24 protein-coding genes and 3 pseudogenes are annotated in these 25879 nt (G+C 56.2%); 13 read left to right on the top strand and 14 right to left on the bottom strand.

What is annotated here, in order from left to right; translation table 11 throughout:
* Positions 1–46 precede the first annotated feature (46 nt).
* From ACFQDL_RS26540 to ACFQDL_RS26505, 8 genes and pseudogenes are all read left to right on the top strand, one after another.
* Positions 47–862, top strand: coding sequence for a competence protein CoiA family protein (locus ACFQDL_RS26540; RefSeq protein ID WP_379911620.1), 816 nt, complete (start codon positions 47–49; stop codon positions 860–862).
* Between the two features lie 86 nt (positions 863–948).
* Positions 949–2970, top strand: coding sequence for a hypothetical protein (locus ACFQDL_RS26535; protein WP_379911619.1), 2022 nt, complete (start codon positions 949–951; stop codon positions 2968–2970).
* A gap of 106 nt (positions 2971–3076) precedes the next feature.
* On the top strand, positions 3077–3982 hold the full coding sequence (locus ACFQDL_RS26530) for a GIY-YIG nuclease family protein (RefSeq protein ID WP_379911618.1): 906 nt from the start codon (positions 3077–3079) through the stop codon (positions 3980–3982).
* A gap of 118 nt (positions 3983–4100) precedes the next feature.
* Complete coding sequence (locus ACFQDL_RS26525) at positions 4101–6416, top strand: type I restriction-modification system subunit M (RefSeq protein WP_379911617.1); 2316 nt, start codon at positions 4101–4103, stop codon at positions 6414–6416.
* 373 nt (positions 6417–6789) lie between these two features.
* Positions 6790–6957: pseudogene (locus tag ACFQDL_RS26520) on the top strand (restriction endonuclease subunit S); the annotation flags it as partial.
* A 24-nt stretch (positions 6958–6981) separates the two neighbouring features.
* Positions 6982–7809, top strand: coding sequence for a restriction endonuclease subunit S (locus ACFQDL_RS26515; protein WP_379913371.1), 828 nt, complete (start codon positions 6982–6984; stop codon positions 7807–7809).
* Positions 7810–7831: 22 nt separating this feature from the next.
* Positions 7832–11107, top strand: coding sequence for a type I restriction endonuclease subunit R (locus ACFQDL_RS26510; protein ID WP_379911616.1), 3276 nt, complete (start codon positions 7832–7834; stop codon positions 11105–11107).
* Between the two features lies 1 nt (position 11108).
* Positions 11109–11654, top strand: a complete 546-nt coding sequence (locus ACFQDL_RS26505; protein ID WP_379911615.1) for a DUF6933 domain-containing protein — start codon at positions 11109–11111, stop codon at positions 11652–11654.
* A gap of 404 nt (positions 11655–12058) precedes the next feature.
* Here ACFQDL_RS26505 and ACFQDL_RS26500 read toward each other — a convergent pair whose 3' ends face one another.
* The 7 genes and pseudogenes from ACFQDL_RS26500 to ACFQDL_RS26470 form a co-directional block, all read right to left on the bottom strand.
* Positions 12059–13351 carry a tyrosine-type recombinase/integrase gene (locus ACFQDL_RS26500; RefSeq protein WP_379911614.1) on the bottom strand — a complete coding sequence of 431 codons (1293 nt, stop codon included), beginning with the start codon at positions 13349–13351 and terminating at the stop codon, positions 12059–12061.
* Positions 13352–13471: 120 nt separating this feature from the next.
* Positions 13472–14230: a S8/S53 family peptidase gene (locus tag ACFQDL_RS26495; protein WP_379911613.1), complete on the bottom strand. Its 759-nt coding sequence runs from the start codon at positions 14228–14230 to the stop codon at positions 13472–13474.
* Between the two features lie 248 nt (positions 14231–14478).
* Positions 14479–15459, bottom strand: coding sequence for an AraC family transcriptional regulator (locus ACFQDL_RS26490; RefSeq protein ID WP_379911612.1), 981 nt, complete (start codon positions 15457–15459; stop codon positions 14479–14481).
* 164 nt (positions 15460–15623) lie between these two features.
* Positions 15624–16001: a hypothetical protein gene (locus ACFQDL_RS26485; protein ID WP_379911611.1), complete on the bottom strand. Its 378-nt coding sequence runs from the start codon at positions 15999–16001 to the stop codon at positions 15624–15626.
* Positions 16002–16141: 140 nt separating this feature from the next.
* A pseudogene (locus ACFQDL_RS26480) lies at positions 16142–16737 on the bottom strand (OmpW/AlkL family protein).
* A gap of 160 nt (positions 16738–16897) precedes the next feature.
* Positions 16898–17344, bottom strand: a complete 447-nt coding sequence (locus ACFQDL_RS26475) for an FAD-binding oxidoreductase (RefSeq protein WP_379911610.1) — start codon at positions 17342–17344, stop codon at positions 16898–16900.
* On the bottom strand, positions 17302–18321 hold the full coding sequence (locus ACFQDL_RS26470; RefSeq protein WP_379911609.1) for an FAD-binding oxidoreductase: 1020 nt from the start codon (positions 18319–18321) through the stop codon (positions 17302–17304). The genes ACFQDL_RS26475 and ACFQDL_RS26470 overlap by 43 nt, the downstream gene beginning before the upstream one ends.
* 210 nt (positions 18322–18531) lie before the next feature.
* Here ACFQDL_RS26470 and ACFQDL_RS26465 point away from each other — a divergent pair, with 210 nt between their 5' ends.
* Entirely contained in the window at positions 18532–18771 is a 240-nt protein-coding gene (locus ACFQDL_RS26465; RefSeq protein ID WP_379911608.1) for a hypothetical protein, read from the top strand.
* 5 nt (positions 18772–18776) lie between these two features.
* Here ACFQDL_RS26465 and ACFQDL_RS26460 read toward each other — a convergent pair whose 3' ends face one another.
* The 7 genes and pseudogenes from ACFQDL_RS26460 to nagB form a co-directional block, all read right to left on the bottom strand.
* Positions 18777–19214, bottom strand: coding sequence for a hypothetical protein (locus ACFQDL_RS26460; RefSeq protein WP_379911607.1), 438 nt, complete (start codon positions 19212–19214; stop codon positions 18777–18779).
* Positions 19215–19454: 240 nt separating this feature from the next.
* Entirely contained in the window at positions 19455–19970 is a 516-nt protein-coding gene (locus tag ACFQDL_RS26455; RefSeq protein ID WP_379911606.1) for an amidohydrolase family protein, read from the bottom strand.
* Positions 19958–20494, bottom strand: a complete 537-nt coding sequence (locus tag ACFQDL_RS26450; protein ID WP_379913516.1) for an amidohydrolase family protein — start codon at positions 20492–20494, stop codon at positions 19958–19960. The genes ACFQDL_RS26455 and ACFQDL_RS26450 overlap by 13 nt, the downstream gene beginning before the upstream one ends.
* 38 nt (positions 20495–20532) lie before the next feature.
* Positions 20533–20622, bottom strand: a pseudogene (locus ACFQDL_RS26445) (hypothetical protein); the annotation flags it as partial.
* Between the two features lie 10 nt (positions 20623–20632).
* Positions 20633–20887, bottom strand: coding sequence for a hypothetical protein (locus ACFQDL_RS26440; protein ID WP_379911605.1), 255 nt, complete (start codon positions 20885–20887; stop codon positions 20633–20635).
* 123 nt (positions 20888–21010) lie between these two features.
* Positions 21011–21517 carry a glucosamine kinase nucleotide-binding domain-containing protein gene (locus ACFQDL_RS26435; RefSeq protein ID WP_379911604.1) on the bottom strand — a complete coding sequence of 169 codons (507 nt, stop codon included), beginning with the start codon at positions 21515–21517 and terminating at the stop codon, positions 21011–21013.
* Between the two features lie 13 nt (positions 21518–21530).
* Positions 21531–22313: a glucosamine-6-phosphate deaminase gene (gene nagB / locus ACFQDL_RS26430; RefSeq protein ID WP_379911603.1), complete on the bottom strand. Its 783-nt coding sequence runs from the start codon at positions 22311–22313 to the stop codon at positions 21531–21533.
* A gap of 318 nt (positions 22314–22631) precedes the next feature.
* Here nagB and ACFQDL_RS26425 point away from each other — a divergent pair, with 318 nt between their 5' ends.
* From ACFQDL_RS26425 to ACFQDL_RS26410, 4 genes are all read left to right on the top strand, one after another.
* Positions 22632–22895: a hypothetical protein gene (locus tag ACFQDL_RS26425; RefSeq protein ID WP_379913514.1), complete on the top strand. Its 264-nt coding sequence runs from the start codon at positions 22632–22634 to the stop codon at positions 22893–22895.
* Positions 22856–23899: an ABC transporter substrate-binding protein gene (locus ACFQDL_RS26420; RefSeq protein WP_379913369.1), complete on the top strand. Its 1044-nt coding sequence runs from the start codon at positions 22856–22858 to the stop codon at positions 23897–23899. The genes ACFQDL_RS26425 and ACFQDL_RS26420 overlap by 40 nt, the downstream gene beginning before the upstream one ends.
* A gap of 155 nt (positions 23900–24054) precedes the next feature.
* Positions 24055–24981, top strand: coding sequence for a carbohydrate ABC transporter permease (locus ACFQDL_RS26415; protein ID WP_379911602.1), 927 nt, complete (start codon positions 24055–24057; stop codon positions 24979–24981).
* 11 nt (positions 24982–24992) lie between these two features.
* Positions 24993–25871 (top strand): carbohydrate ABC transporter permease, encoded by an 879-nt coding sequence (locus ACFQDL_RS26410; protein WP_379911601.1) that lies wholly within the window; start codon positions 24993–24995, stop codon positions 25869–25871.
* Positions 25872–25879: the final 8 nt, after the last annotated feature.

Below are 25879 nucleotides of genomic sequence, written 5' to 3'. Positions count from 1 at the left end.
TGGTATGCCGACAGGACATTGGGATAGCGTCAAGCAGGAGGCATCGATGAACAAGGTACCCTTCGCGCTCCACATCGAGACAAAGGAGTACGTTGACGTCCACGACGTGGAAAGAGGACGCAAGTGCAAATGCATTTGTCCCTCCTGTGATACGCCGTTGACTGCTCGCCAGGGCGATGTCAATGAATGGCACTTTGCTCACGCCACTCGGGGAACATCGGAAGAGACCAAACAGGACTGCAAGTTCTCTTTCTACGTTTCCGTCACCCAGATGGCAAAGCAGCTTTTCGCCGAGAAGCAGCAACTGGATCTAGCGCTGCCTGACTTTGTATACACTGTGAAAGAGTTGCATCCGATCAGTGGTGGCAGGTTGTCGAAGGATGTGACCGTCACATTGGCGTCCGACGCAGTGCTGGAAGACGTCAAGCTTGAAGCCACTTGGAAGTCTCTGAAGGGCGATGTCCTTGGACTAGTGCACGGCGTGCCTCTGATCATCGGGTTCCATCACCCAGAAAGAAAGTATGAAATTGAAGTCGGAAATCTTGAGGGTCTTGAGGGTGAACGTGTAGGTGTGCTGCGGGTTGATCTGACAGAGACATTGAAGCTCTTCTATAACAAAAAGCAGCGAAGTCAGCAGCCGTTCAAAGAACGTCTCGATGAGTACATTTTCAGTGACCGAACCAACCTTGAATGGCTCTATCATCCAAGACTACCGAGTTATGCAGCCACGGCGAGGGAGGAGCTAATGCGTGAGCTTTCAACTAGAGCCGACACCACGCCGTATGGCAATCGCAAGCCGAGTAGAGGCGACTTCATAGACCGTGCACTCGCAGGGTTCTCGCTGAATCGCCCACGTCGATAGCCGAAAACATAATAACGTACGTAGAGTATCAGTGCTTGCTATTGATCGACATTTGCACGTATAAATCATATAGGCATTAAAAACCAATGAAAAGAAGTTTTAAAGAGCTTGTTCAAAAAGGGAAAGTGAAGCAGCCCACTCAAAAAGGATTTAAGTTATCAGAATGGACTAAATTCTGGGAGAACTCTGAGTCGAAGTCGGAGGAATGCAAAAATCTTTATAAAGCGGGATTAATAATATTTGATGCGTTAGGATCGATAAGAGATGAGCTGGCGAGGCTATATAAAGAAAATGCGCCTAAAACCAGCAATGAAGAACTAATGAAATATTATTTTGCTATGTCAAACCGAGATAGATTTATACTTGAAAAAAAGAGAGGAAGTTATGATAATAAGAATATTTTTAGCGTAACCATAGATAATAATTCAAACAAATCTGAAATGACACTTCAAGAAGTAGCCGACGGATGTGTTGATCTAATAGAAAAAGCAATATATTTTTGTAAAGATCGGAAAAACAAAGAAATTAACATCCTTCCTGGACGAGAACCAATAAGTCTTATCGAATTCATTTCTAGAGAAGTACACCTCTCTCAGTTATACGGGATATACGAAAGTTATTGGCATGCTATGTTATGGGGTGACTATGAATTACTGGAGTCAGAACAGGATGAAAAATTATATTATATAATACAAAAGCCGACAGACTTTGAAATAGGTTACCTTGCTAGCAGTATTCGAAAACAAAGGCTTGGAAGCCAATCAGTTGCAATAATTTTACAAGGCGACCTTCATAACCTAACGAAAAGTGACACAGCTATATTCCAAAAAAAGAATAAAAGACTAAAAAAGATCAAAAAAATAAATTTAGAAAAACTCAGTCACGAAGTACAAATATCGAACACTCATTGGAGGGCGAGCGAACAAGCTCTGAGGGATCATTATCCGTTCGACATCATAACAAATCTTAGACCAAAAGGGTTTTCAATTAAGGAGGCACTTAATGTATTTAGATGCCTCATGATTTTTTCATACCAACTCTCTGAAAGCTACCCTGAAAATAACGAGGTTTTTACTACAAACAAGCTCAAGTCATTTTGTCCTTCTGTCAATAAGGTTGAGTTGCGACAAGGATTAAAAGAGGCGACGGGGTACAACTTTGCAAAAATTATCAAAATATTAGACTTTATTGAGTTTGATACTAAAGATAAAAAAGATATTTGGTGCCATCCTATACTATCCATCTCCAAAACAGAATACATATTACTAACAAGCGCATTAATCACACCAGTTATTGAACGTGTTGTAGAACATTGGATGGTTAGTCTTTATATAGACTTGCAAGACAAAGGAGAGATCTATGAAAATACAATATTACAAAGCATAAACGAAAGCATTATAAACAACAAACTAATAACGGATTATGAAACAGCCACTAACAAAACAATAAAGGTAAAGAGTGGCCAAGAAGAAATAGACTGTATAGCACGTATCGGCGATTTGATTTTGGTAGGAGAGGCTAAATCAATAGTTACATCAGACTCCCCAATTTCCAAATTTCGCTCTAAGGAGACGTTGCTGAAAGCATTTGATCAAGTGGAAAGAAAGGCTCACTTCATAAAGAACAATCTGTGTGAAGTATTTAGTATAATGAGTTGGGAGTATCATAACGAGCGAGAATATAAAATTATAAGCTTCGTTGCTAATAGTGGCAGGATGTTTGTAGGGTCACATTTAGGGGATGTTCCTGTTGTAGATGAAAGAATCTTGTCGCTTTATCTTGAAGATAATATTTGTCCGCTTATAAGCGGCAATCAGATCTATGAGCACTTAGTTTGGTTAGAGCTATACAATAATTTCGATCAGCTACAACAAAATCTATCAAAGTACCTTAAAAATCCACCACAAATACAGACTGCGTGCATGAAAACAACATATAAGACCGCTCCAATACCGATGTTAAATGAAAATTCCGTTAAGCTTGTTACCCTTAGGGTTATAGCTGATGAGCTTACTCAAGACGATGTCTTAAATCATAACTATGGTTTTAATTTGCGTATTTCAAACCATGCTGAGAACGCTTTAAAAAACATGGATATGTTTATCTAAATAGTTATAGTTCAGAATGAAAAGACGATACCAGAACAGTGACAGACGGAGCCTTAGTGGAATTCCGACTAAATCGTGATCGCTGCAGACAACAAGGATCTGTGTTATGCCCCAATCTCCGTTCTCAATCCGAATATTCGTTGCCGATGGTGATCCCGATGGGCTACGCCTCGTTGAATGCTCCAACTGGGTGGGTAAAGCGCCGCTGTTCCCGCGTTCGCACCTGCCTCAAGTCAAGAAAAGGGACGAGTTTCAGCAAACAGGCGTCTATCTGCTTCTGGGGCCTGAAGAGGTGGGTGATAGCGATATGCTTTATATCGGTGAAGGCGACCCCGTACTGCCGCGTCTGGAGAGTCATTTCGCCAAGAAGGATTTTTGGACTCGAGCAGTCTTCTTTGTATCGTCAGCGGGGCAACCGAACAAGGCGCATGTCCAGTACCTGGAGCATCGCCTGATCGAGATTGCCAAAGATGCCAAGCGGATGGCGCTGGACAACATTCAGACACCCTCAAGGCCGACACTGGCTGAGGCCGATCAGGCCGATATGGAGGTCTTTCTCGAATACATTCTCGGCATTCTACCTGTACTGGGGATTCACGCGTTCGAGCAACCGCCCGTGAAGAGGGTCTCGGCGGCATCCAGGCTGTATCTCAGCGCACCGAACAAAGGGATACAGGGCTCGGGGACAGAGTCGTCCCAGGGCTTCACGGTCTTTGAAGGCAGCGATGTCAGCCCAACAGAGGTGGCCTCTATCCCCGTTACAATCACACAGATCAGGGCAAAGTTGAGAGCCGCTGGCGTCATCGGAGATGTCGACGGCACATTGAAGTTTACCCAAGACTACAGCTTCTCATCGCCGTCACAAGCAGCGTGCATCATTCTGGGACGCTCAGCCAATGGACGTATCGAATGGTCGGACCAGGCAGGTAGAACGCTGAAAGCCATCCAAGAGGCTCAGGTGCCACAGGCAGGCGGAATCACTGCTGCCAGGGCGCCCGCATCATGCTGTTGAGGCGTCATTCTCTGCCTTCGAGCGGGGCTGATGTAGTACACTGATTTTCAAACAGAATCAGGCAGGGACCGCATCATCGCAACATCCTCCTGCCGACATGGACAAGGCATAAGCATCAATGGAAAACTTCTCGCAAACGGCAGCGTTCATCTGGTCGGTTGCCGACCTTCTTCGTGGGGATTTCAGGCAAAGTCAGTATGGACGGGTCATCCTGCCGTTCACGCTGCTACGACGCCTCGAGTGCGCGCTGGAAGCAGACAAGCAAGCGGTTCTGTCGGAACATGAGCGAGTCAAAGGTATGAGTCTGCCTGAAGACGCCGCCGAGAAGCTAATTCTCAGGGCGACGAGCCAGAGCTTTTTCAATACCTCGCCGATGTCCCTGTCGAAATTGGGCGAGTCGGGCATCAAGGACAACCTGGAGAACTACGTTCGGTGTTTCTCGAAAGATGCACGGGAGATCTTCGAGTACTTCCACTTCGATGAGTTCGTGGGGCTCCTGAGCGATGCCAACCTGCTGTTCAAGGTCGTGCAGAAGTTTGCCAATACCGATCTCAGTCCCCAGCGGATCTCAAACCATGAAATGGGACTGGTGTTCGAAGAACTGATTCGCCGTTTTGCCGAAAGCTCCAACGATACTGCAGGTGAGCACTTCACGCCCCGTGACATCGTGCGACTGACAACGTCACTGGTGTTCATGGAAGACGACGAGGCCCTGACCAAGGAGGGCATTATCCGCACCATCTACGATCCGACGGCAGGCACGGGCGGATTCCTCTCCAGCGGTATGGAGTATGTGCTGCAGATGAACAGCAACGCGGTGATTCGGGCGTTTGGCCAGGAGCTGAATCCCGAGTCCTATGCTATCTGCAAAGCGGACATGCTGATCAAGGGGCAGGAGGTCAACAACATCAAGCTCGGCAACACCCTCTCCAACGATCAGCTCTACGCCGACAAGTTCGACTACATGCTCTCCAATCCTCCGTTTGGTGTGGATTGGAAGAAGGTCGAGAAGGAGATCAAGGACGAGCACGCTATCAAAGGCTTCGATGGACGCTTTGGCCCAGGCCTGCCCCGTGTTTCCGATGGTTCTCTGCTGTTCCTGATGCACCTGATCAGTAAGCTACGTGACCGCACCCCGAATCAGGCGGATGTTATCGAAGGCGGTGGCCGTATCGGCATCATCCTTAATGGTTCGCCGCTGTTTACAGGCGGCGCTGGCAGCGGCGAGAGTGAGATCCGTCGCTACATCTTGGAAGCGGATCTGCTGGAAGCGATCGTCGCGCTGCCCACAGATATGTTTTACAACACAGGCATCGCCACCTATGTCTGGGTGCTCTCGAACAAAAAGCCCGCCGAGCGCAAGGGCAAAGTACAGTTGATCAATGCGGTGAACCTTGGCAGCAAGATGCGCAAGTCGCTGGGTTCCAAGCGCAAATACCTCACCGAGCACGATATCCGCACCATCACCCGTGAATTCGGTGCCTTCGATGAGGCCAGCGCAATTGATCCAACCAATGGGCAGCCGCTGACCAAGATCTTCAGCACCACCGATTTTGGCTACCGCCGCCTCACCATCGAGCGCCCCCTGCGCCTGTCGGTACAGATGGATGACGAGCGTCTGGCCGCGCTGCGTTTTGCGCCCAAACCGTTCAATGCCCCCATGCAGTGGATCTGGGAGCAGTTCGGCTATCAGTGGAACGACCATGCCTCAGACCCAAGCTATGGCGATCTCACGGCGATGGAGAAAGAAATCCGTGTGGAGATGAAAGCCAACTTCCCCGAGTTGAAAGAGAAACAGGTCAAAGACCTGCTCGGCCCCAAACTCTGGCGCGAGCAGAAAGCTCTCCTCGATGACGCCAAAGCGCTGCGCTGCCAACTGGTGCAGCAGATGTGCGAGGGCGCCATCGTTACGGGCCAGTGCGATGACTTCAACCGATTCGAAGACGAGCTGAAAAAGGCGTTGAAGGCCACTGGCATCAAGCTGGATGCCAAACAGAAAAAACAGCTTCTGGACGCCATCAGTTGGAAGAACCCCGAGGCCGAACGGATCATCAAGAAGGTGCTGAAGGAAGAGGCACAACCCAAATACGGCGCGTTCGAGACCATCATCAACGGCAAGCCCGCTGTAGTCGAATACCAGTCCGATGGCGACCTGCGTGATAACGAGAACGTACCGCTGGACCCGTCTAAACGGGTGGCGACGCTGATCGAGGAGTATTTCGAACGCGAAGTGGTACCCCATGTTCCCGACGCCTGGATCGACGCCAACAAGCGTGACGACAAGGACGGAGAGATCGGTATAGTCGGTTACGAGATTCCGTTTAATCGGCATTTTTATGTGTACCAGCCGCCGAGGAGTCTGGAGGAGATTGATGCGGATTTGGATAAGGTGAGTGCTGAGATTATGGCGCTTCTAAGTGAGGTCCATTCGTAATGAGGAAGTATCTAGACTACCAAGACTATAAATCCTCACATATTGAGTGGCTAGGTTCTATTCCAAGTCATTGGAGTTTGTATCGCCTTAAGCTGATATTCGATATTAAAAAAAGAATAGCAGGCACTATTGGTTTCGATGTTTTATCAATCACACAGAAGGGTATACGAGTCAAAGATATTGAGACTGGCGAAGGTCAGCTTTCAATGGACTACTCAAAATATCAATTGGTTGAGGTGGGTGATTTTGCAATGAATCACATGGACCTTTTAACTGGCTTTGTTGATATCTCAAAGCACCTTGGTGTCACAAGTCCTGACTATCGTGTTTTCACTATAAAAGATGAAATAGCTTTCGAAAAAAATACTATTTATACCTTCTCCAAATGGGGTACAAACAAAAGCTTTTCTACCATTTGGGACAAGGTAGTGCTCACCTTGGGCGCTGGCGATTACCAACTGAGGAATTTAATGAAATTGAATATCCCGTTCCACCTAAAGAGGAACAGACTAAAATCGCTAACTTCCTCGATTACGAAACCGCCAAGATCGACACGCTGATCGATATGCAGCAGCAACTGATCAAGCTGCTGAAAGAGAAGCGTCAGGCGGTGATCAGTCATGCCGTCACCAAGGGCCTCAACCCTAATGCGCCGATGAAAGATTCAGGTGTGGAGTGGTTGGGGGAAGTGCCTGAGCATTGGGATCTAATACCCTTAAAGCATTGCACCTTTGACCATACTGGCATTCAAATGGGGCCATTTGGGGGGATGCTAAAAGATCTAGACTACGAAGTGACTGGCTATAAAGTGTATGGTCAAGAGAATACGATATCAGGCGACTTCTCTAAAGGCAGCCGATGGATATCTGAAAAACGATACCAGCAATTGGAAAACTATCATCTCCATAACGGGGATATAGTTATAACGCGGAAGGGTAGCCTTGGAAAAGCCAGAATTATTCGAGATCTTAAAATAAAAGGAATTATTGATTCTGATACAATAAGGATAAGATTAAATAACAATGTTTTAAATCCAGAGCTTTTGTCATTTTTGCTACATAACTCTTTCTACATCCAAGAGCAAATATCGCGTGAGCGTCGTGGCGCGATACTTTCAGGGTTGAACTCCGAAGTTATCGGGAATTTAAAAATAATAATCTCCCCCATTGAAGAGCAAAGAAAACTGATCCGTTATTTGCAAAGTATTGAAAGTAAATACGAGAAAGCCACCAGAAAGAGCGAGTCGGCAATCACCCTTTTGGAAGAGAAGAGAAGGGCGTTAATTTCTTCAGTCGTTACAGGAAAAATTGACGTGCGTGATTGGAAACCCCAATCTGCCCCTGAAGCGCCGCCGATTGCCGCTGCTGTAACAGTTGCCGCCGCAACACCCTGACAGAACCACAAGGACGTTGGATATGAGCAATTACGCCAGCAAATCAAAAGAATCGGTCTTCCAGAACGAGATTATCGAGCAGTTGCTGGACAACGGCTGGCTGCTGGGTGAGCCTGCTGGTTACAACCGCGAACGGGCGCTCTATGAGCCCGATCTGCTCGGCTTTGTGCAGGAGACCCAGCCCGAGCAGTGGCAGAAGTACTGCAAGCTCTATCCGAATGATCCTGAAAAGGCGTTTCTGGAGCGGGTCACCAACCAAGTTAGCAAGGCGGACCCGAACGCCGCCAACAAGGAGCTGCGCACCTTCGGCACGCTCGGTGTGCTGCGTCATGAGCTGAAGGATCGCGGCACCCGTTTCCGTCTCTGTCAGTTCAAGCCCGATCACGACCTGAACCCCGAGACGCTGGCCCGCTATCAGCAGAACCGTCTGCGCGTGGTGCCCGAGCTGGTCTACAGTCCTTACGCGACAGCAGAACATCTGGCACTGACGGGGAAGCAGGCGAAGGCGTGGCGGATTGATCTGGTGCTGTTTCTGAATGGCCTGCCCATCGCCACGCTGGAGCTGAAATCGGAATTCAAGCAGGCGGTTGAAAGGGCGATTAAGCAGTACAAACAGACCCGTCTGCCGAAGGACCCAGCCACTAACAAACCCGAGCCACTGCTGACTTTCAAGCGCGGTGCGCTGGTGCATTTTGCCGTCAGCCAGTACGAGGTCTATATGGCGACTCGGCTGGAGGGTAACGACACCTTCTTCCTGCCGTTCAACAGGGGCACGAAAGAGGGAGGTGCAGGCAACGATGTGCCCGCGAACCTTGACGAATACGCCACCGCCTACCTTTGGCAGGAGGTGCTGGCCCCCGACAATATCCTGCGCATTCTGGCCCGCTTTGTTCATCTGCAGATCGAAGAGAAAGAGGACTGGCAGGGCAAGAAAACCAAGAAAGAGACGCTGATCTTCCCCCGTTATCACCAGTGGGACGTGGTCAGCAAACTGGTGGGCGATGCCCGCGAAAACGGCCCAGGCCAGAAATACCTGATTCAGCACAGCGCGGGCTCGGGCAAGTCCAACTCCATCGCCTGGACCGCGCACCAGTTGGCGTCGCTGTATGATGAGCAGGGCGACAAGCGGTTCCACTCGGTCATCGTCGTCACCGACCGTACCGTGCTGGATGACCAGCTTCAGGACACCATCTACCAGTTCGAGCACGCAGACGGTGTAGTAGGGCGGATCAACACCAAAGAGGGCGAAGGCTCCAAGTCGGAAAAGCTCGCCACCGCCCTGGAAAGCGCCCAGCCGATCATTATCGTCACCATCCAGACCTTTCCGTTCGTGCTCAAGGCCATTGAGAACAGCGTCAGTCTCAGGGAGCGCAACTACGCGGTGATCGCGGACGAGGCGCACTCGTCCCAGTCAGGCTCCACGGCACGTCAGCTCAAGGAAGTCCTGATGCTGGAAGCCGACGAAGACCAGGAAGGTCTGACGTCCGAAGATATGCTGGATGCCACCGTGGCGGCACGTCGTGGTTCGCAGAACCTGAGCTTCTTTGCGTTCACGGCCACCCCCAAGCCGAAAACGCTGCAACTGTTTGGTCGCTGTCCTGATCCCGACAGCCCGCCTTCGAGCACGAACAAGCCCGAAGCCTGGCACGTCTACAGCATGCGCCAGGCGATCGAGGAAGGGTTTATCCTCGATGTGCTGAAGAACTACACCAGCTACAAGGTGGCCTATCAGCTCGCGCAGAAGGTGCGGGAGCAGGATGCCGAGGTCGACGCCAAAAAGGCCAAGGTCAAACTGAACCAGTGGGTGCGCTTGCATGACTACAACATCGCGCAGAAGGTGCAGGTGGTCGTCGAGCACTTCAAGGACAACGTCATGGGATTGCTGGGCGGCCAGGCCAAGGCGATGGTCGTGACCAGTTCGCGCAAGGAAGCCGTGCGCTACAAGCTGGCGTTCGACAAGTACGTGGCCGAGAAGAAATACCAGAAAATACATGCGATGGTCGCTTTCTCGGGTGAAGTCGAATTCTCCGACAACGACCCGAACGTTGCGGGCCTGCTGGGCGAAAAGTTCACCGAGATCAATATGAATCCTGCCCTCAAGGGCCGCGATATGCGCAAGGCCTTCGACACCGACGACTACCAAGTGATGCTGGTCGCCAACAAGTTCCAGACGGGGTTCGACCAGCCCAAACTGTGCGCCATGTACGTCGACAAGAAGCTGGCTGGCGTCGAGTGCGTACAGACCCTGTCGCGGCTGAATCGCACCTATCAAGGTAAAGCGGAATCGGGCACCTTCGTGCTCGACTTCTTCAACGATCCGCAGGACATTCTGGATGCCTTCCAGCCGTACTATCAAACGGCGGAGCTCACCGATGTCTCCGACCCCAATCGGGTGTACGACCTGTTCGAGAAGCTCAAGTCACAGGGCATCTTCTCCTGGAGCGAAGTAGAGCAGTTCTGCACGGCGTTCTTCATTCCGAACAAAAGCAACGCCGCCATCGCCAACATCTGCAAACCCGCCGTCGAACGCTGGCAGAAACGCTATGCCTCGGCCACCGAAGCCTACAAGACAGCGAAAGAGATGTTCGAGCGTTGCAAGGCCTCGGGCGATGCCGTACTGATCGCGAACGCCGAGAACAGCTTCAGGGAGTGCAAGCAGGAAAAGGATGCCCTGGAGATCTTCAAGAAAGACCTCGGCAGCTACGTGCGCTTCTACGAATTCATGTCCCAGATTGTCGACTACGACGACAAGGAACTGGAAAAGCTCAGTCTCTATGCCCGCCACCTGAGACCCATGCTGCGCGAGAAGATCGACGAGGACGACGAGATCGACCTGGGTAACGTGACGCTGAGTCACTACCGCTTGTCGAAGATTCGTCAGCAGGACCTGAAACTGAAGGACGACGCTGGCGAATATGGGCTGGAGCCTGGCAACGAGATGGGCACCGCCAGGGCAAAGGACAAGAAGGAGGAGTTCCTTTCGACCATCCTGAGACGGCTCAACGAGCTGTTCGTCACCGACAACCTTACGGACGACGACATGCTCAACTACGCCCGAACGATCACCGACAAGGTACGGGAGAACGAGCGGGTCATGCAGCAAATACGGAACAACTCGCCTGAGCAGGCGTTCCTGGGCGAGTTCCCGCAGGCCATCGATGATGCCGTTCTCGGCAGTTCGGATGCGCACCAGAATCAGATGATGCAGATTCTGAGCAGCCCGCAGATCGCCCAGGGCTTCGCTCGGGTCGTGTTCGACATGCTGATGCAGTCGTCAAAAGTCTCCAATAACCAATGAGTTGGCTGAATTTGTGAGAATTCACGTTACCAGGAAGCTCGCTGACAAACTGAAGAAAGCAGGGCATCTGATTGTTGATGGCCCAGCGCGACAAGACAGCTTGCTGGATGGTTGGCATGCCAACCTGGTGGTCATTCAGCGCCGCAACTGCATGCTTTTTATCCATGACCAGACACGCTATGCCGTCGCGCTGATCGGCATGACGCAGAAGGATCTCAAGCAGATCGATCGCTGGTTCGACGACATGCTGGTCAACAGCATGATGAAGCTCGGGTATCCGAGCGAGCTCGTGGAACGAACGACCAGATACCTGACACCGCTGGCGTTCGATACCCAGTGCGATCGATCCGTGCAAGGCACGCTGAGGGTCGCGGTACAGGACCTGGAATCGTTCACCTGGGACGGCAGCGACATCATGGCGCTCGGTCCGTACTCGTTGTCGGCGAAGCTGTCCGAACGGCCGAGCCGCATCAAGGGCATGAAAGAGACGGAATGTCTGTGGCCGCACAAGGAGATGCTGAAGCTGCTCGAGCAGCTTCCAGCGTAGGCTGTCTGGCAACGGACCAACGGACCTTCATAGTCGAGCCGAGTCAGTCGGCAGCAACGTGCGCTACATTGCGTTACGCGGTACTTATCCCACGAAAACGAATTCTTCGCGACTCTCCGCACGGGTAGGCGCCAGAACCGCAGAATCTCATCGTTAGCTTGATTATCGGGTTTCGACCAGGCAGCGCTGATAGCGCTAAAGCCTAGAGCAGGCGTGGTCTGGACGAAATCAAATAGCGATGAGATCGGATCTCATCCTTAGTTTGAAATAACACAGGGGCAGCCAACTCCAAAGACATATTCTGTATTTAACATAATATATATTATATGCAATACGATATTGGCGTAATAAAGGGGTTTGACAGCCGGCTGGTGCTTACCAGCCAAAGCTTCTATACGCGACTTTCACTCGTCGCCGGAAAGACGATCCAGAGGCTTGTTGGCGGCGGACTCGTGTCGTTCTGCCCGGCTGGTGTGGAGGTATTGGGATGTCGTTTCGATACTGTCGTGTCCGGCGTCAGCCTGGACGTGAGACAGCGGCCGGCCGTTGAAATTGATATCGTGGGAGATGCCCGTATGGCGAATGCTGTGCGGTGTCATGGTGCGCATTTCCCGGGCATCCTGGCTGAATCCGTCTTGTTCGGCCTGGTCGGCGGCCTGGGCGATCACGCTGGAGATCTCGTCGCGCAACTGGCGAATGCCAAGGTTGGCGTTGAGGATGCCCGCGTCGCGTCCGCGTCCTGCAGCACGGTGGCGTACGAAAAGCGGCGTCTTGTCGTTGGGTGCCGGCAGTTCGCTCATTCCCAGGTGACTCCGATAGCGCTTCAACGCCTGCAGCAGACGCCTGGAAACCGCTACGGTGCGCTTTTTGCCACCCTTGCTGATCGGCACGAAGTACCCCCAGACACCGGTTTTGCGGTCGCGACGGAACTGTCCCATGACCGGCGCGAAACCCGGCCTCGCAGAGACTTCGGAGATGCGCAGATAGCAGCCGTACATCAGGCAAATCAGGAACCGGGTGCGCTCATGCTCCTCCGGATCTCGGGCCGCCAGGCGGTCTGCAGCCGCCATCACGTAGGACCACTGCAGGTCGGTGAATGCCTTGAGCTCCTCGGTATCGTCCAGCGGGCCTGCCTGGCCGACCCGGAAACGGCCGTTCTTTATCAGCATCAGCGCCGGATTTCGTTCCGTGTATTCCTCGTGAATCAGATAGCTGAAGAAAGACGACAGGATTGCCAGCTTGGTCTTCAGCGCCCGCTCGGTGATGCGGTATGGCTGCTCTTCTCCGCCGATCCGCTTGCCCAGGAAAGGCCGCCACAGCGGGTTCGGCAGGCGTTCATCGAGATGTTTCGAGTGGATGAACTGGGCAACGTTGCGAAATGCGATCAGCTGTGCCGGCGGCTGCATGCAGTAGTCGATATAGCGGCTCAGATGACGTCGGCCGGCATCGGTTACCGATATGCGCTCGACGTCGAAGCACCAGTGCAGAAAGGTGGTCAGCTCGCTCCGGTAGGTTTTGTAGTTGTTCTCGCTGTGTTTCTGTTCGAGCAGCCACTCCAGCGCGTACTCGTAGACGAGACCGGCATCCGGAACGGCATCCAGCATGACTTCCGCCAGGTACTGGTTGACGTGGGGGTTGCCGAACTCCACATGGCGTATCGAATCGAACAGCGGCATGACCGGCGGCATTTCATACATCGGGACGGTTCCGTTTTTGGGATCTATAAACCAATTAAATCATATAGTTATACCTAAGTGCCGATAAATTGCGTTATCGGCACCTTTGAGGGTCTGAGGCCTTGAAACAGGATTTGCGCTCTAGCGGCAACCTCTTTGACTGCGCCCTTCCAGCAGTATCTTTTTCAGGGCTCGTGGCGCAGCAAAGGAGGATCCCTTGAGCGGCGGCCAGGATCGGGCGGGATAATCTTGCCGCCCGGCACGATGGCCCGACAGCGAAGACAGCGGAATATCGGTGCAGCCATCACCGTCGAGATCGTAGCCCTTGGGCTCGCCGTTCTCGCTGTCGACGCGGAGAGCAAAATAGGCCGCCTGTTCGTGACGATCGACCAGGGCGTTGTCGCTGACGAAATCCCCGAGTTCGTCCTCGATCGCGCCGACAGTCACCACGCCCCTGGCGAAGGAAAACGTATTCACCATGCCACGCCCACCGTTACCGGCAATGGTGATCACGGCAACACCGCTTTCGGCCAGCGCCTCCAGTTGGTCGATGATTGCCAGGGTGTTGTTCCAGTCGCTACCCTGCCCGGCCCAGGCCTGCAACTGCGCCTTGTACTGACTCTTGCGTTCCCGGCGCAGCGGTTTCTCGAAGGCGCTGACGAGGGTCGAGGACTCCCAGGCCAGCAGGACGGCGTCCACGTTCTGACTCGGTAGACGGGCCCGCAACTCCCGCAGGTTCTGCAGGATCGACTCCAGTGCGTGCCCGTGGCCGCTGATCGGATACAGTAGAAAGATAAAATCGGGATGAGATGCGATCAGGCGGATAAGATCGCCGTGGTAATACGGCTCCTTGCGGCGGTCGTTATCGGCGTCGAGCAGTCCATGCATCCAGAGCTGCACTTCCTCTCCCGCTCCGAGGCGAAGAACTCGGCCGGCGGAAAAAAGCGATCGATAATCGCGATCCGGTAGGTAGAGGCGCCAACTGGAATGCTGACAAGCAACAACCAGACGAGAAACGCAGCAGGCACGGGCAAACCCTCGCAACGCTGGACATACTGGCCTGCAGTATAGACCCGCCCCCGTAACGCTTAGGTATCATTCAATACGTATCCTGTATTTAAATCATCTGACCGCACCCGCTCTGCGTGCTATCGCGGCGCCTCGTGCTCTTGATAGCGGTCGCGATAGACGGCCGGCGTCATCCCGCTCCATTTGCGAAAGGCGCGCACGAAAGCACTGGGCTCGGTAAATCCCAGCAATGAGGCGACCTCCTGAACCGAGACGTTGGGGCAACTGAGATAGTCCTGGGCCGCCGTGAACCGGCTCTGGTCCTTCAGCGCCTGATAAGTGGTCCCCTCCTTGTCCAGATGACGCCGCAGGGTTCGCGAGGACATGTTCAGCGCCGCCGCCACATTCTGGATCGGCGGTGGTGGACGACTGAAATCGCGTCCGATCAGCCCTTTGACCTGGGCACTGACCGAACGGTCGCCATTGACCATGACCATCAGCTGATAGGGGGCGGTACGCAGAAAGCTGCGCAGGGATTCGGCGTTCTGCATCATCGGCATCTCGAGCTGCTCTGCCGGGAAGATCAGGCAGTTCTCCGCCCGGTTGAACGCCAGCGGGCACTGGAACAGGTTCTGATAATCGCTGAGATTGGGCTGCTCGGCAAAGGTAAAACAGGCATGCCTCAGGGGCAGACGATAGCCGACCATCCAGCTCATGAAATGATGCCAGATAGACATCGAGGTACGGATCACTGCCGGCGTTTCGTTCGACACCAGCCGCTTGACCGTATCGGCCGGCATCGAATTGAGCGCGATGTAGCGAAAGATGGCACTGTCGCCTTCCATCTCGACCACCGGCTTGACGGTCGGCCCCTTGCAGATCTCGTAGAACTGGCTGCAGCGGCGCACCGCCTCGCCGAGGGTTGAACAGGTGATCATGCTGAAGCACATCATGCGGAAGGTGCCATTGGGCATGGTACCGCCCGACAGCAGGCCGAAGGATTCGTCCTGCACCAGCCACATCATGTGCTGGTACAGCTGGTTGAACTGGTCGGCGGGAAAGTCGTCACGCCCGTCGATATCGCTACGGGACATGCCGATCGAGCCCAGCAGAGAATTCACGTTATAACCCTTCTGCTCGGCGTGCAGGAGAAGGCTTTCGACGAAATCGATGCTAACGGTGGCGGAACGGGACATGATGGCAGTTAACTTTTGGTTGCAACTGACTGAAAATATTACCCTGTTTGCACCGCAAGCGTAACTGCCAACCGCCGCCGAAGCCGGCCTTACATCATGGTTTCGAGTTTTTCACGATCCGCTTCGGCAGGCTTGTGCATGACGCTCAGCAGAATCCTTGCCAGCTCACGGGTTTCAGGCGATGCCGATTCGTCGGCCAGAACCTTTTCCAATGCGGCAGCATCCTCCTCGCCGACCTTGTGCTGCATATTCATCAGCGCCCTGGCGACGGTCTTTTCCGCCTCGCTGCTGGCGGCGTCGGCCGTGATCACCTCGAGTGAAGCCTTCTCGCTCTCGGACGGAAAGTGGTTCAGATTGTAGAGTATCGTTGCAATCGTTCGGGTGGCATCGGTTTGCGCCCAGCCAGCCGGTGCGGCCAGACTCGCGCAAACCAGAACAAACGAAAGAACACAGCTTTGGAGTTTCATGGATCTTTGCTCCCTGACAGGATTGGGGCGACGCGCCCGGTGATAACCGTATACGCCTCGCACCCAAGTCTAGTTCAGCCAGGAAGACTCTGGTTGATCCTGGCGGGGCGCATCGTTGCGATTTTCCCCGCCCGCTACGGTCAGAAGCGGTAACCGAGACCCAGCATGTAGACCCAGGGGTCGATTTCGACACTGCCTACATCGGCGCCATTCAGCTTGACGTCGGTATCGATATCGATATTCCAGACCGCGGCATTCAGCAGCCAGTTCTGATCGATCTGGAAGTCGACGCCCGTCTGCCAGGCGATACCCCAGGAGTCCTCCAGCTTGAGGTCGCCGAGACGCGACTGCTCGTCAAAGAAAGTGGTGTAGTTGACGCCGACACCGACGTAGGGCTGAAAGCCCCCATATCCAGCTGCGGCACCCACTGCAGAGACAGCGTCGGAGGGAGCTGATCGGTATCGCCGATCTTGCCCAGCCCTTCTGCCGTCACGTCGTGATTGAAGGGTGTAGCGGCCAACAGCTCGACACCGATCGTATCGGTCAGCATATAAGCGGCAGTAATCCCCAGCGCCTCGCCATCATCGACATCGACCCCAAGCGCATCCATGGTGCCATGCGGATCTGAATCAGGCTGCACCGAGGCGATGCCCGCGCGCAGCACAACATCGCCGGCCTCATAGGCCTGACTGACGGCAGGTACCGATACGAGGCCGGCCGCAAGCAGTACGGACATAACGGATTTTTTCATGACTTTGGACTCCCCTTGAAAAGTCTCTATAAAATGTGGGGACATTACAGAGCTTTCCGGGTGCCAAAACATTGATCTGAATCGCCTTTTTTCGACGCCCACCAGCCCGTCGCGGCAAATCCTTGCGCCAGATCAGTTTCCGCGCTTATGTCCGCGGCAGGATGTTCTGGTTCATGCGCAATAGATTGTCAGGATCATACCGCTCCTTGAGCAATGTCAGGCGATGCTGATTCGGACCGTAGGCCGCCCCGACCCGGGCCTCCTCATCGGCGGTCATGAAGTTGACGTAAACACTGCCTGCCGCGTGCGGGCTCAGGCTGTCGAACAGCCGTCTCGACCAGCCGATACAGCTTTGGTCGTCACCGGCATTGTCCCACCGGCCATGGATATTGACGATGAACTCGACGTCGCGGTGCGGATACGCCGTCGCGTCGGGCGCCCGAAGGTTGGTCACACCGCCCATCTGGGCGATGAGCAGTTCGCACTGATCCGACGGCAACCGGCCGGCGGCATCGACGAGCGGATCGATCACGGCATCGGGCAATGCTTTCAGGTTGTGGGACTTCCAGTAATTGCGCGCCCCCGGCGACAACAGCGGATCGAACGCCGTCTGCCAGTTGCTGTACAGCTGGCGGCCCAGGTGTTCCCCAGGGGTGTTCCGAACTGATGCAGGCTCTCGACCAGTTGCGGGGCCTTTTTCATGTCCCCGCTATAACATACGGCCAGTATCAGAACCTCCTGCCCGCGATACCTTTCTTCGAGAAAGGGTAACGGTGGCGCCTTGCGAAGAACGCCCCAGATGCTGAGACTGTCCGGCGCCGTGGCAACGAATTCACGGTAGGCCCGAAGTACGGTGCGAGCCTGATCGAGCGGATAGACAAGCAACCCGGTCAGCACCTCGGGCCAGAACCGGTGCAGTGTGAACTCGAAACTGGTAACAATGCCGAAATTGCCGCCGCCGCCGCGCAGTGCCCAGAACAGCTCCGGGTTCTCATCTTCACTGGCATGGAGCAACTGGCCGTCCGCGCCCACCAAATCGACGGATCTGAGGTTATCCGCCGCCAGGCCAAAACGCCGCGACAGCCAGCCAAAACCGCCACCAAGGGTCAGCCCGGCAATGCCGGTAGTGGAATTGATACCGAGCGGCGTCACCAGTCCATGCGTCAGGGTTTCACGGTCGAGATCGCCGAGCAGAGCTCCGGCACCCACCAGGGCCACCGAGGCCTCGGGGTCGACATGCACCCAGCGCATCGGCGACACATCTATCATCAGGCCACCCTCGCAAACCGCGTGACCGGCGATGTTATGGCCTCCTCCGCGGACCGAGACCAGAAGCCGGTGTTCGCGGGCAAAATCGACCGCGCTGCGTACATCGCTGGGCACGATACAACGGACGATCAATCCGGGCCGGTGGTCGATCATCGCGTTCCAGACCGACCGGGCCCAGTCATAGTGGCTCGACTCCGGGGTCAGAAGATCTCCCCGCAAACCGGCAGCGAGCACATCGACGGCTGCGCAAGGAACCTCGGCAGTCCCCCCGTCGAGCAGTTTCAGGCTATAGTGAGACATTGAAGCCTCCGGTTGAAACAGAACCGGCATCCCTGCCCGAATGAGTTGTCCGGGCGCCATGTGCTTCAAGATGGCGGCTTTCCCGGGAGCATCGACAAGCGCTTATAGCTTAGTCGAACCGCCAGCGAATCCCTGAACCCCGAGACAATCCGGAAATCCAAACCAGTGAGACCCAAGTACCCAGAGCGTCAATCCAGTGGAGACAGCATCATGAAAGTTCAGTTGCTGGTCACCAAGACGGACTTTTCGGTGCCCAATATAGAGAGGGAATTCAGACACTTAGGAATCGGATATCAAGTGGAATATATAGAGGACCATCCCGACCTCGTTAGCCGGCACAATATTCGGCACTCACCCAACATATTGATCGACGGTGAACTCGCCTTTCGCTACCACCCCACCGAAACCGAACTGAAAGATTACTTTTACGACCATAAGACCCGCCACTGAGCGGCTCAGGCGCCGCCGGCAATCCGGTAGAGACTCAGGGCCAGCATCAGCGGCAGACCAAAACAGGCCAATCCGATCAGCAATGCCATCGACTGCAGCATCCGCCCGCGAAGGATCGCGGCGCGGCCGTTGACCTCTGCCCGCTGCCGCAACATCAGGGTATCGCTTGGCGGGAAGCGCTTTTCACGACAGCAGCGCTGCCCGAGCCGCCAGAGCGAGACACTGGCCAATAGCACCGGAAGCCCCGGAATCAGCAACAACAGCGCGCTTCGGGTGGGGTATTCCAGCAGCAAATCGGCATTGTCGAGCAGCCAGGCTTCGAGCCAGTCACGCCTGAACTCGAGCAGCAGGATGGTGGCGCTGCCGGCGAGAGCCGCCAGGCCCAGCAAGATAAAAAGACGGATGCGAGCGCGCCGTTCAGCAGGCGTTTCATTCGATGTCATGCGTCCTCTTCCCTGCCCATGAAACGAAGATCTGTATTATGCACCACCCGTCCCTGTGGCTCCCGGTGGAATGCCCGCTTTCGACGTTTATTCCACCCTACCTGCTGTTCAACCCAGGCCGGCGTTGACTTGAATCGAACATTTTAGATAACGGTATAAATATACTATTGCTACTCATGACATCGTTCTGTATCAGACACTTGGGATAGTTCCCTAAAGTGCTCAAGCATTTCGATGTCATCAGGATCCGACGCACGACAGTGACGGCTGACCGGGGTCGGCCTGCCCGGCGATCCAGGTCTGGTGTACCTGCAGTGCATCGTCTAGCAGTACCATGTCGGCGCTGAAGCCGGGGGCAATGCACCCGTAGCGCCGGTCCAGGCGCAGGAACCGGGCCGGATAGCGTGACGCCATGCGCAATCCCTCCTCCAGCGGCAGGCCGAGCAACTCGACGCAGTTGCGTACCGCCGATGCCATGTCCAGATCGGAGCCCGCCAGGGTTCCTTCGGGCGAGCTGACACGCCCCGCCTCGCGAATGATCTTCTGCCCCAGCAGCCTGAACTCGCGGCCTTCGACACCGACCGTCTGGACCGCGTCGGTCACCAGCATCATCTTGCCCTCAGCCTTGGCGCGCATCGCAATGCGCAACGTTGCCGGATGCACATGGTGGTTGTCGACAATCAGCCCGCACCAGCTGTCGGCATCTTCGAGGGCCGCACCGACGGCGCCGGGCTCGCGACTGGTCAGCGGCGACATCGCGTTGAACAGATGGGTAAAGCCCTCAGCCCCTGCCCCAGGGCCTCCCGCACCTGCTCGTAGCGGGCGGCGGTATGCCCGGCCGCCACGAGCACGCCGGCCTCGCTTAGCTGGCGAATAAAGCCGGGCGGCACCCGCTCCGGCGCCAGCGTTACCAGGGTACAGCCCGCCTGACCCAGCCCGGTGAGCAGCGAAAAGGCATCTTTCTCCGGCACCCGCAGACTCGCGGCCGGATGGATCCCCTTGCGCTCGAGATTGAGATAGGGTCCTTCGAGATGTATACCCAGCACGCCCGGTACCGTTGCAATCGCCTCCCGGGTGGCATCGATGGCGCGGGCCATCGTCTGGGGCCGGTCGCTGATCAGGGTGGGCAGGAAACCGGTGGTACCGTAGCGACGGTGCGCCCGCCCGATGATCGCGATGGCCTCGGGCTCGGGCCGGTCATTGAACAGCACGCCGCCTCCGCCGTTGACCTGGGTGTCGATAAAGCCCGGCGCCAGCAGGCGCCCCCGAGGCTGAAACACGGGATATTGGCCGGCAGATCCGATGGCCGCAGCAGCGCCTCGATGCGGCCGTCGCGAATCAGTACGGCACGCCCCTCGAGAATCCGATCGCCGTCGAAAATGCGGCCTTCGCTCAATGCAAACAGCATCAGACAGTCCTCATGACAGTATTGAATTCGGTTGCTGACGGGCCAGCAAGACGGCCCCGTCCATGGCGTCGCCCAGCGGCTGACACAGATGGCGCAGCGCGGAGGCCGGCAGCCAGGGGCGCAGCGGTTCGCCGAGACCGCCCATCAGGCAGAGGCGTGTGGCACCCAGGTCGGTCAGCCGTCCGATCAGCGCCGAGGCCTCGGCCGCCGACTGTTGCAACAGCCTGACCGCCAGCGCATCGCCCTCGCCCGCGAATTCCAGCACCAGCGGCGCGAAGGCCGCATAATCCTGGGACGCGCCGTCTCGGACCAGTCCAGCAGCGACGCCGGCGAGTGGTCGAACCGTGCCATCAGCGCCCGACTCAGGGGCGAGGCGCCGATCACGCCATCATGGGCCAGCAGCGCCTGACGCACCAGGTTCAGGCCCAGCCGCGCCGCTGCCCTGGTCCGATATCATGAACCCCCAGCCGCCGACATTCTGGAAGCGGCCATCCTGGTGAAAGACGCCGCAGGAGCCGGTTCCAAGGATCAGGATGGCGCCATTGCCGCCCCCGTGGGCACCGAGGCAGGCCGTATGGGCGTCGGTTTCGACTGCAACTGCGGCAAAGGGATGGCGGTACTGACGCACGGCATTCTTGCGTGCCTCATCCACCGCCCCGGCCAGACCGAAACCGGCGCGGGTACGGACCAGCACCGACCGGTCCAGCCCGGCAACGGAGAGCGCCTCGTCCGTGGCGGCCAGGATGGCGGCATAGGCCTGGTCGACACCCAGGCGCACATTGGCGCTGCCGGCGCGGCCTTCACCGAGGGTACGCCCGGAGGCATCGCAGAGCCGGACGCGACAGGAGGTCCCGCCACCGTCCACACCCAGCAGAAACGAGTGGTCATTGTTCATCGCATTGCTTTCCTCAACCCCTGACTGCAAGCCTGTCGGTCTCGCGCCGGACCCAGTGGTAATAGTCGTGATGCTCCAGCGCCGACGCCGCCTCGGGATCCAGGATCACCAGCGCACGGGGATGCAACTGCAGTGCCGACGCCGGACAGCTGGCCGACAGCGGACCTTCCACCATGGCCCGCACGGCGTCCGCTTTCGCTGCCCCCGTGGCCAGCAGCATGGCCCGGCGCGCACGCAGGATTGTACCGATGCCCATGGTGATTGCCAGACGGGGCTGAAACTCGTCCGGGCCGAAGAAACGGCTGTTGTCGCGAACGGTATCCGGCGACAGTGTCTTGATGCGGGTGCCGGAGCCAAGACTGGAACTCGGCTCGTTGAAGCCGATATGGCCATTGCGGCCGATACCCAGAACCTGCAGGTCGATTCCGCCGGCCGCCTCGATCAGCGCCTCGTATTCGTCCCCCACCGTCCCGGCATCGCCGAGGCCATCGGGTACCCGGGTATTCTCCGGCTGGATATCGATATGGTCGAACAGTTCGCGGTTCATGAAATAGCGGTAACTCTGCGGGTGTTCGGGTCCAAGCCCGAGATACTCGTCGAGATTGAAGGAGCGAACCCCGCTGAAGCTCAGGTCTCCCCGGCGATGGCGACGGATCAATTCGCGGTAGAGTGCTATAGGCGTACTGCCGGTGGCGAGCCCGAGCACGGCGTCGACCCGGCTCTGCACCAGCTCAGCTACCTGGTCGGCACCCAGTGTCGCGACCTCCTGCGCCGATTCGGCAATGATTACCTGCATGTCGTCTCCCGGCTCCCTGCGGAACCTTTTGGTTGAGTCATCGATACCTGTGGTGTTGTTTTTATGCTGCGAGCAGGCCAGGCCAGGCCACAACAATACCTATACAATACCAGTTAACGGCATCAGCACAAGAGGCTTTTTAGTGATGTTTTCGGCGTCTTTATTGCTACAGGGTCTAATGGGGAGCGAAAAAAACAGCGTCAATGGTATTGCATAGACCCATACCACTGGTCTACATTGGTCCTATCAACACCTGCGACAGACAGGAAAGGTTCATACCACCCCTGTTTACATCACAGCCACGGAGACAGAACAATAATGAACATTCCCACACCTCACCGCTTCGCAACGACCCTTGCCCTGGGCATCGCACTGAGCGGCGCTTCGGCCAGTGCCCTCTCGGCCGACAAGCTGGTCATCGAAAGCTGGCGCAACGACGACAGCAAAATCTGGAACGACGTCATTATTCCAGCCTTCAACCAGGCCCACCCGGAGATCGAACTGGTGTTCTCGCCGACGCCGCCGAGCGACTACAACTCGGCATTGCAGGCCAAACTGCAGGGGGAACCGCCGGCGACCTGATCACCTGCAGGCCCTTCGACGTCTCGCTGGACCTTTATAACAAGGGTCACCTGGAAGCGCTCGACGACCTGCCGGGGATGCAACATTTTTCCGAATTCGCCCGCAGCGCCTGGCAGACCGACGATGGCCAGACGAGCTTCTGCCTGCCGATGGCCTCGGTCATCCACGGCTTCATTTACAACAAGGAGCTGTTTGCCGAGCTGAACCTGGAGATCCCGAAAACCGAATCGGAATTCTTCAAGGTGCTCGAGACCATCAAGAGCGAGAGCCGCTACGTGCCGCTGGTGATGGGCACCTCCGACCAGTGGGAAGCCGCCACCATGGGGTTCCAGAACATAGGTCCGAATTACTGGAAGGGCGAGGCCGGCCGCAAGGCGCTGATCGAGGGCACGGAAAAGCTGACCGACCCGCAGTACGTCCAGGTCTGGGAGCAGATGGCGAAATGGAGCCCCTACATGGGCCGCGGCTACCAGGCACAAAAGTACGCCGACTCCCAGAACCTCTTCACCCTCGGCCGCGGCGTCATCTACCCGGCCGGTTCCTGGGACATTCCGACCTTCAATGACCAGGCAGACTTCGAATTCGGCGCTTTCCCGCCGCCGGTACCCGATGGCCAGGACAGCTGTTACATCAGTGACCATACCGATATCGCCATCGGCATCAACGCCAACAGCCCGAACAAGGACGCCGCACGCACCTTCGTCGACTGGATGGCGAGCCAGCAGTTCGCCGAACTCTATTCCAATCAGCTGCCCGGCTTCTTCTCGCTGTCGAATCACCAGATCGAGATTCGCGACCCGGTCGCACAGCAGTTCCTGAGCTGGCGGCAGAACTGCGAACAGACCATTCGCAACTCCTACCAGATCCTCTCGCGCGGCACGCCGAGTATGGAGAACGAACTCTGGAACGTCAGCGCCCAGGTGCTCAACGGCACCCTGAAGCCGGCACAGGCTGCCGAACAGGTCGAGAACGGTCTCAGGCAGTGGTACGGACCGCACCAGTAAGGCAGGCGGGCCGGCGCCGCCGGCCCTGCTTCAACGTAGGAGCCGGGCCTCCCGGCGAACAGGGTTGGCACTGCCCCGGGTTCATTCGCACCGGGGAAGTGCCCTTTGGGTGCGGCGCTCCTACGATTCGACAGACTAATAACCGGTACCCAACCATGTCCGACTATCAACCACGCCAGTTTCCCTGGCACATCCTGGTCTTCCTCGGGCCGGGCCTGCTGATCTACCTGACTTTCAGCGTCTACCCGCTGCTCGATACCCTGTGGCTCGGTTTCTTCCAGGAAACCGAGGGCGGACAGCGCGTCTTCGCCGGGCTCGACAACTACCGCACCCTGTTGCTCGATGCGGTCTGGTCCGAGCCGTTCTGGAATGCGCTCTGGAACAACACCAAGTTCTTCCTGATTCACATGCTGGTACAGAATCCGATCGGCCTCTTCCTGGCGGCATTGCTCAGTTCGCCGAAGCTGCGCCTGCGCAATACCTACCGCACGCTCATCTTCATGCCGACCATGCTGTCGGTGGTGATCATCGGCTTCGTCTGGCAACTGCTGCTGAGCCCGATCTGGGGTATCAGCGAGGAGTTCATGTACAGCATCGGCCTCGGACAGTACTTCGATGCCTGGCTCGGCAAGGAGAGTTCCGCGCTGATCACCCTGGCGCTGATTTCGGTCTGGCAGTTCGTCGGCATCCCGATGATGCTGATCTATGCCGCCATGCTCAGCATTCCCGACGACCTGATCGACGCCAGCGTCGTTGACGGATCGAACGCCTGGCAGACCTTCTGGAACATCAAGCTGCCGCTGATCCTGCCCACCATCGCGATGGTGTCGATCCTGACCTTCGTGGCCAACTTCAATGCCTTCGAGCTGATTTATGCCGTCAAGGGCGCTTTGGCCGGGCCAAACTTCTCGACCGACATTATGGGCACCCTCTTCTACCGCACCTTCTTCGGCTTCCAGCTGCAAAGTGGCAGCACGACGATGGGCGCCGCCGTCGCGACCCTGATGTTCCTGGTGATCCTGGTCGGCGTGATGCTTTACCTGTTCGTGATCCAGCGCCGCCTGAAACGCTTCCAGCTCTGAGGAGAACCCACATGCTCAATCCCGCACTGGAAAGACCTTCGCTGATGCACCGGCTCGGACTGACGCACAGCGCCGGCAAGGCCCTGATGACCCATGCGGTGCTGCTGACCTACACCGTCATCGCGCTGTTCCCGATCCTGGTGATCATCGTCAACTCGTTCAAGAGCCGGCGTGCGATCTTCAACGATCCGCTGGCCCTGCCGACGCCGGATTCCTTCAGCGTCGAGGGCTTCGCCGAGGTGCTCGGGCGCGCCGATTTCGGTCTCTATTTCGGCAACAGCCTGATCGTCACCGTCGCCGCGCTGTTCTTCGTGCTGCTGTTCGGCGCCATGGCGGCCTGGGCACTGACCGAGTACCGCTTCCGCGGCAACCTTTTCATCGCCATCCTGATCGCGATGGGCATCATGATCCCGATCCGCCTCGGCACCGTCAGCATCCTCGAGCTGATGTCGACGCTGCACCTGGTCAACACCCGCACCGCGCTGGTGCTGGTCTACATCGCCCAGGGGCTGCCGCTGGCGGTTTTCATCCTGTCGGAGTTCATCCGCCAGGTGCCGAAGGAGCTCAAGGAGGCGGCGCGCTGCGACAACGTCAGCGAATACAAGATCTTCTTCACCATCATCCTGCCGCTGATCCGGCCGGCAATGGCGACGGTCGCAGTGTTCACCATGATCCCGATCTGGAACGACCTCTGGTTCCCGCTGATCCTGGCGCCGAGCAACGAAACCCAGACCATCACCCTGGGCGTGCAGCAGTTCATCGGCCAGTACGTCACCGACTGGAACGCGGTGCTGTCGTCCCTGACCCTGGCGATCGTGCCGGTACTGGTGCTCTACGTGATTTTCTCCCGTCAGCTGATTCGCGGCCTCACCTCCGGTGCCGTGAAGTAGGACGGATC

This window comes from Marinobacterium aestuariivivens, from assembly GCF_042661465.1.
Taxonomy (GTDB): Bacteria; Pseudomonadota; Gammaproteobacteria; order Pseudomonadales; family Balneatricaceae; genus Marinobacterium_A; species Marinobacterium_A aestuariivivens.
Note: the sequence above shows the minus strand (reverse complement) of the source record. Positions and strands in the feature narration are given on the sequence as shown.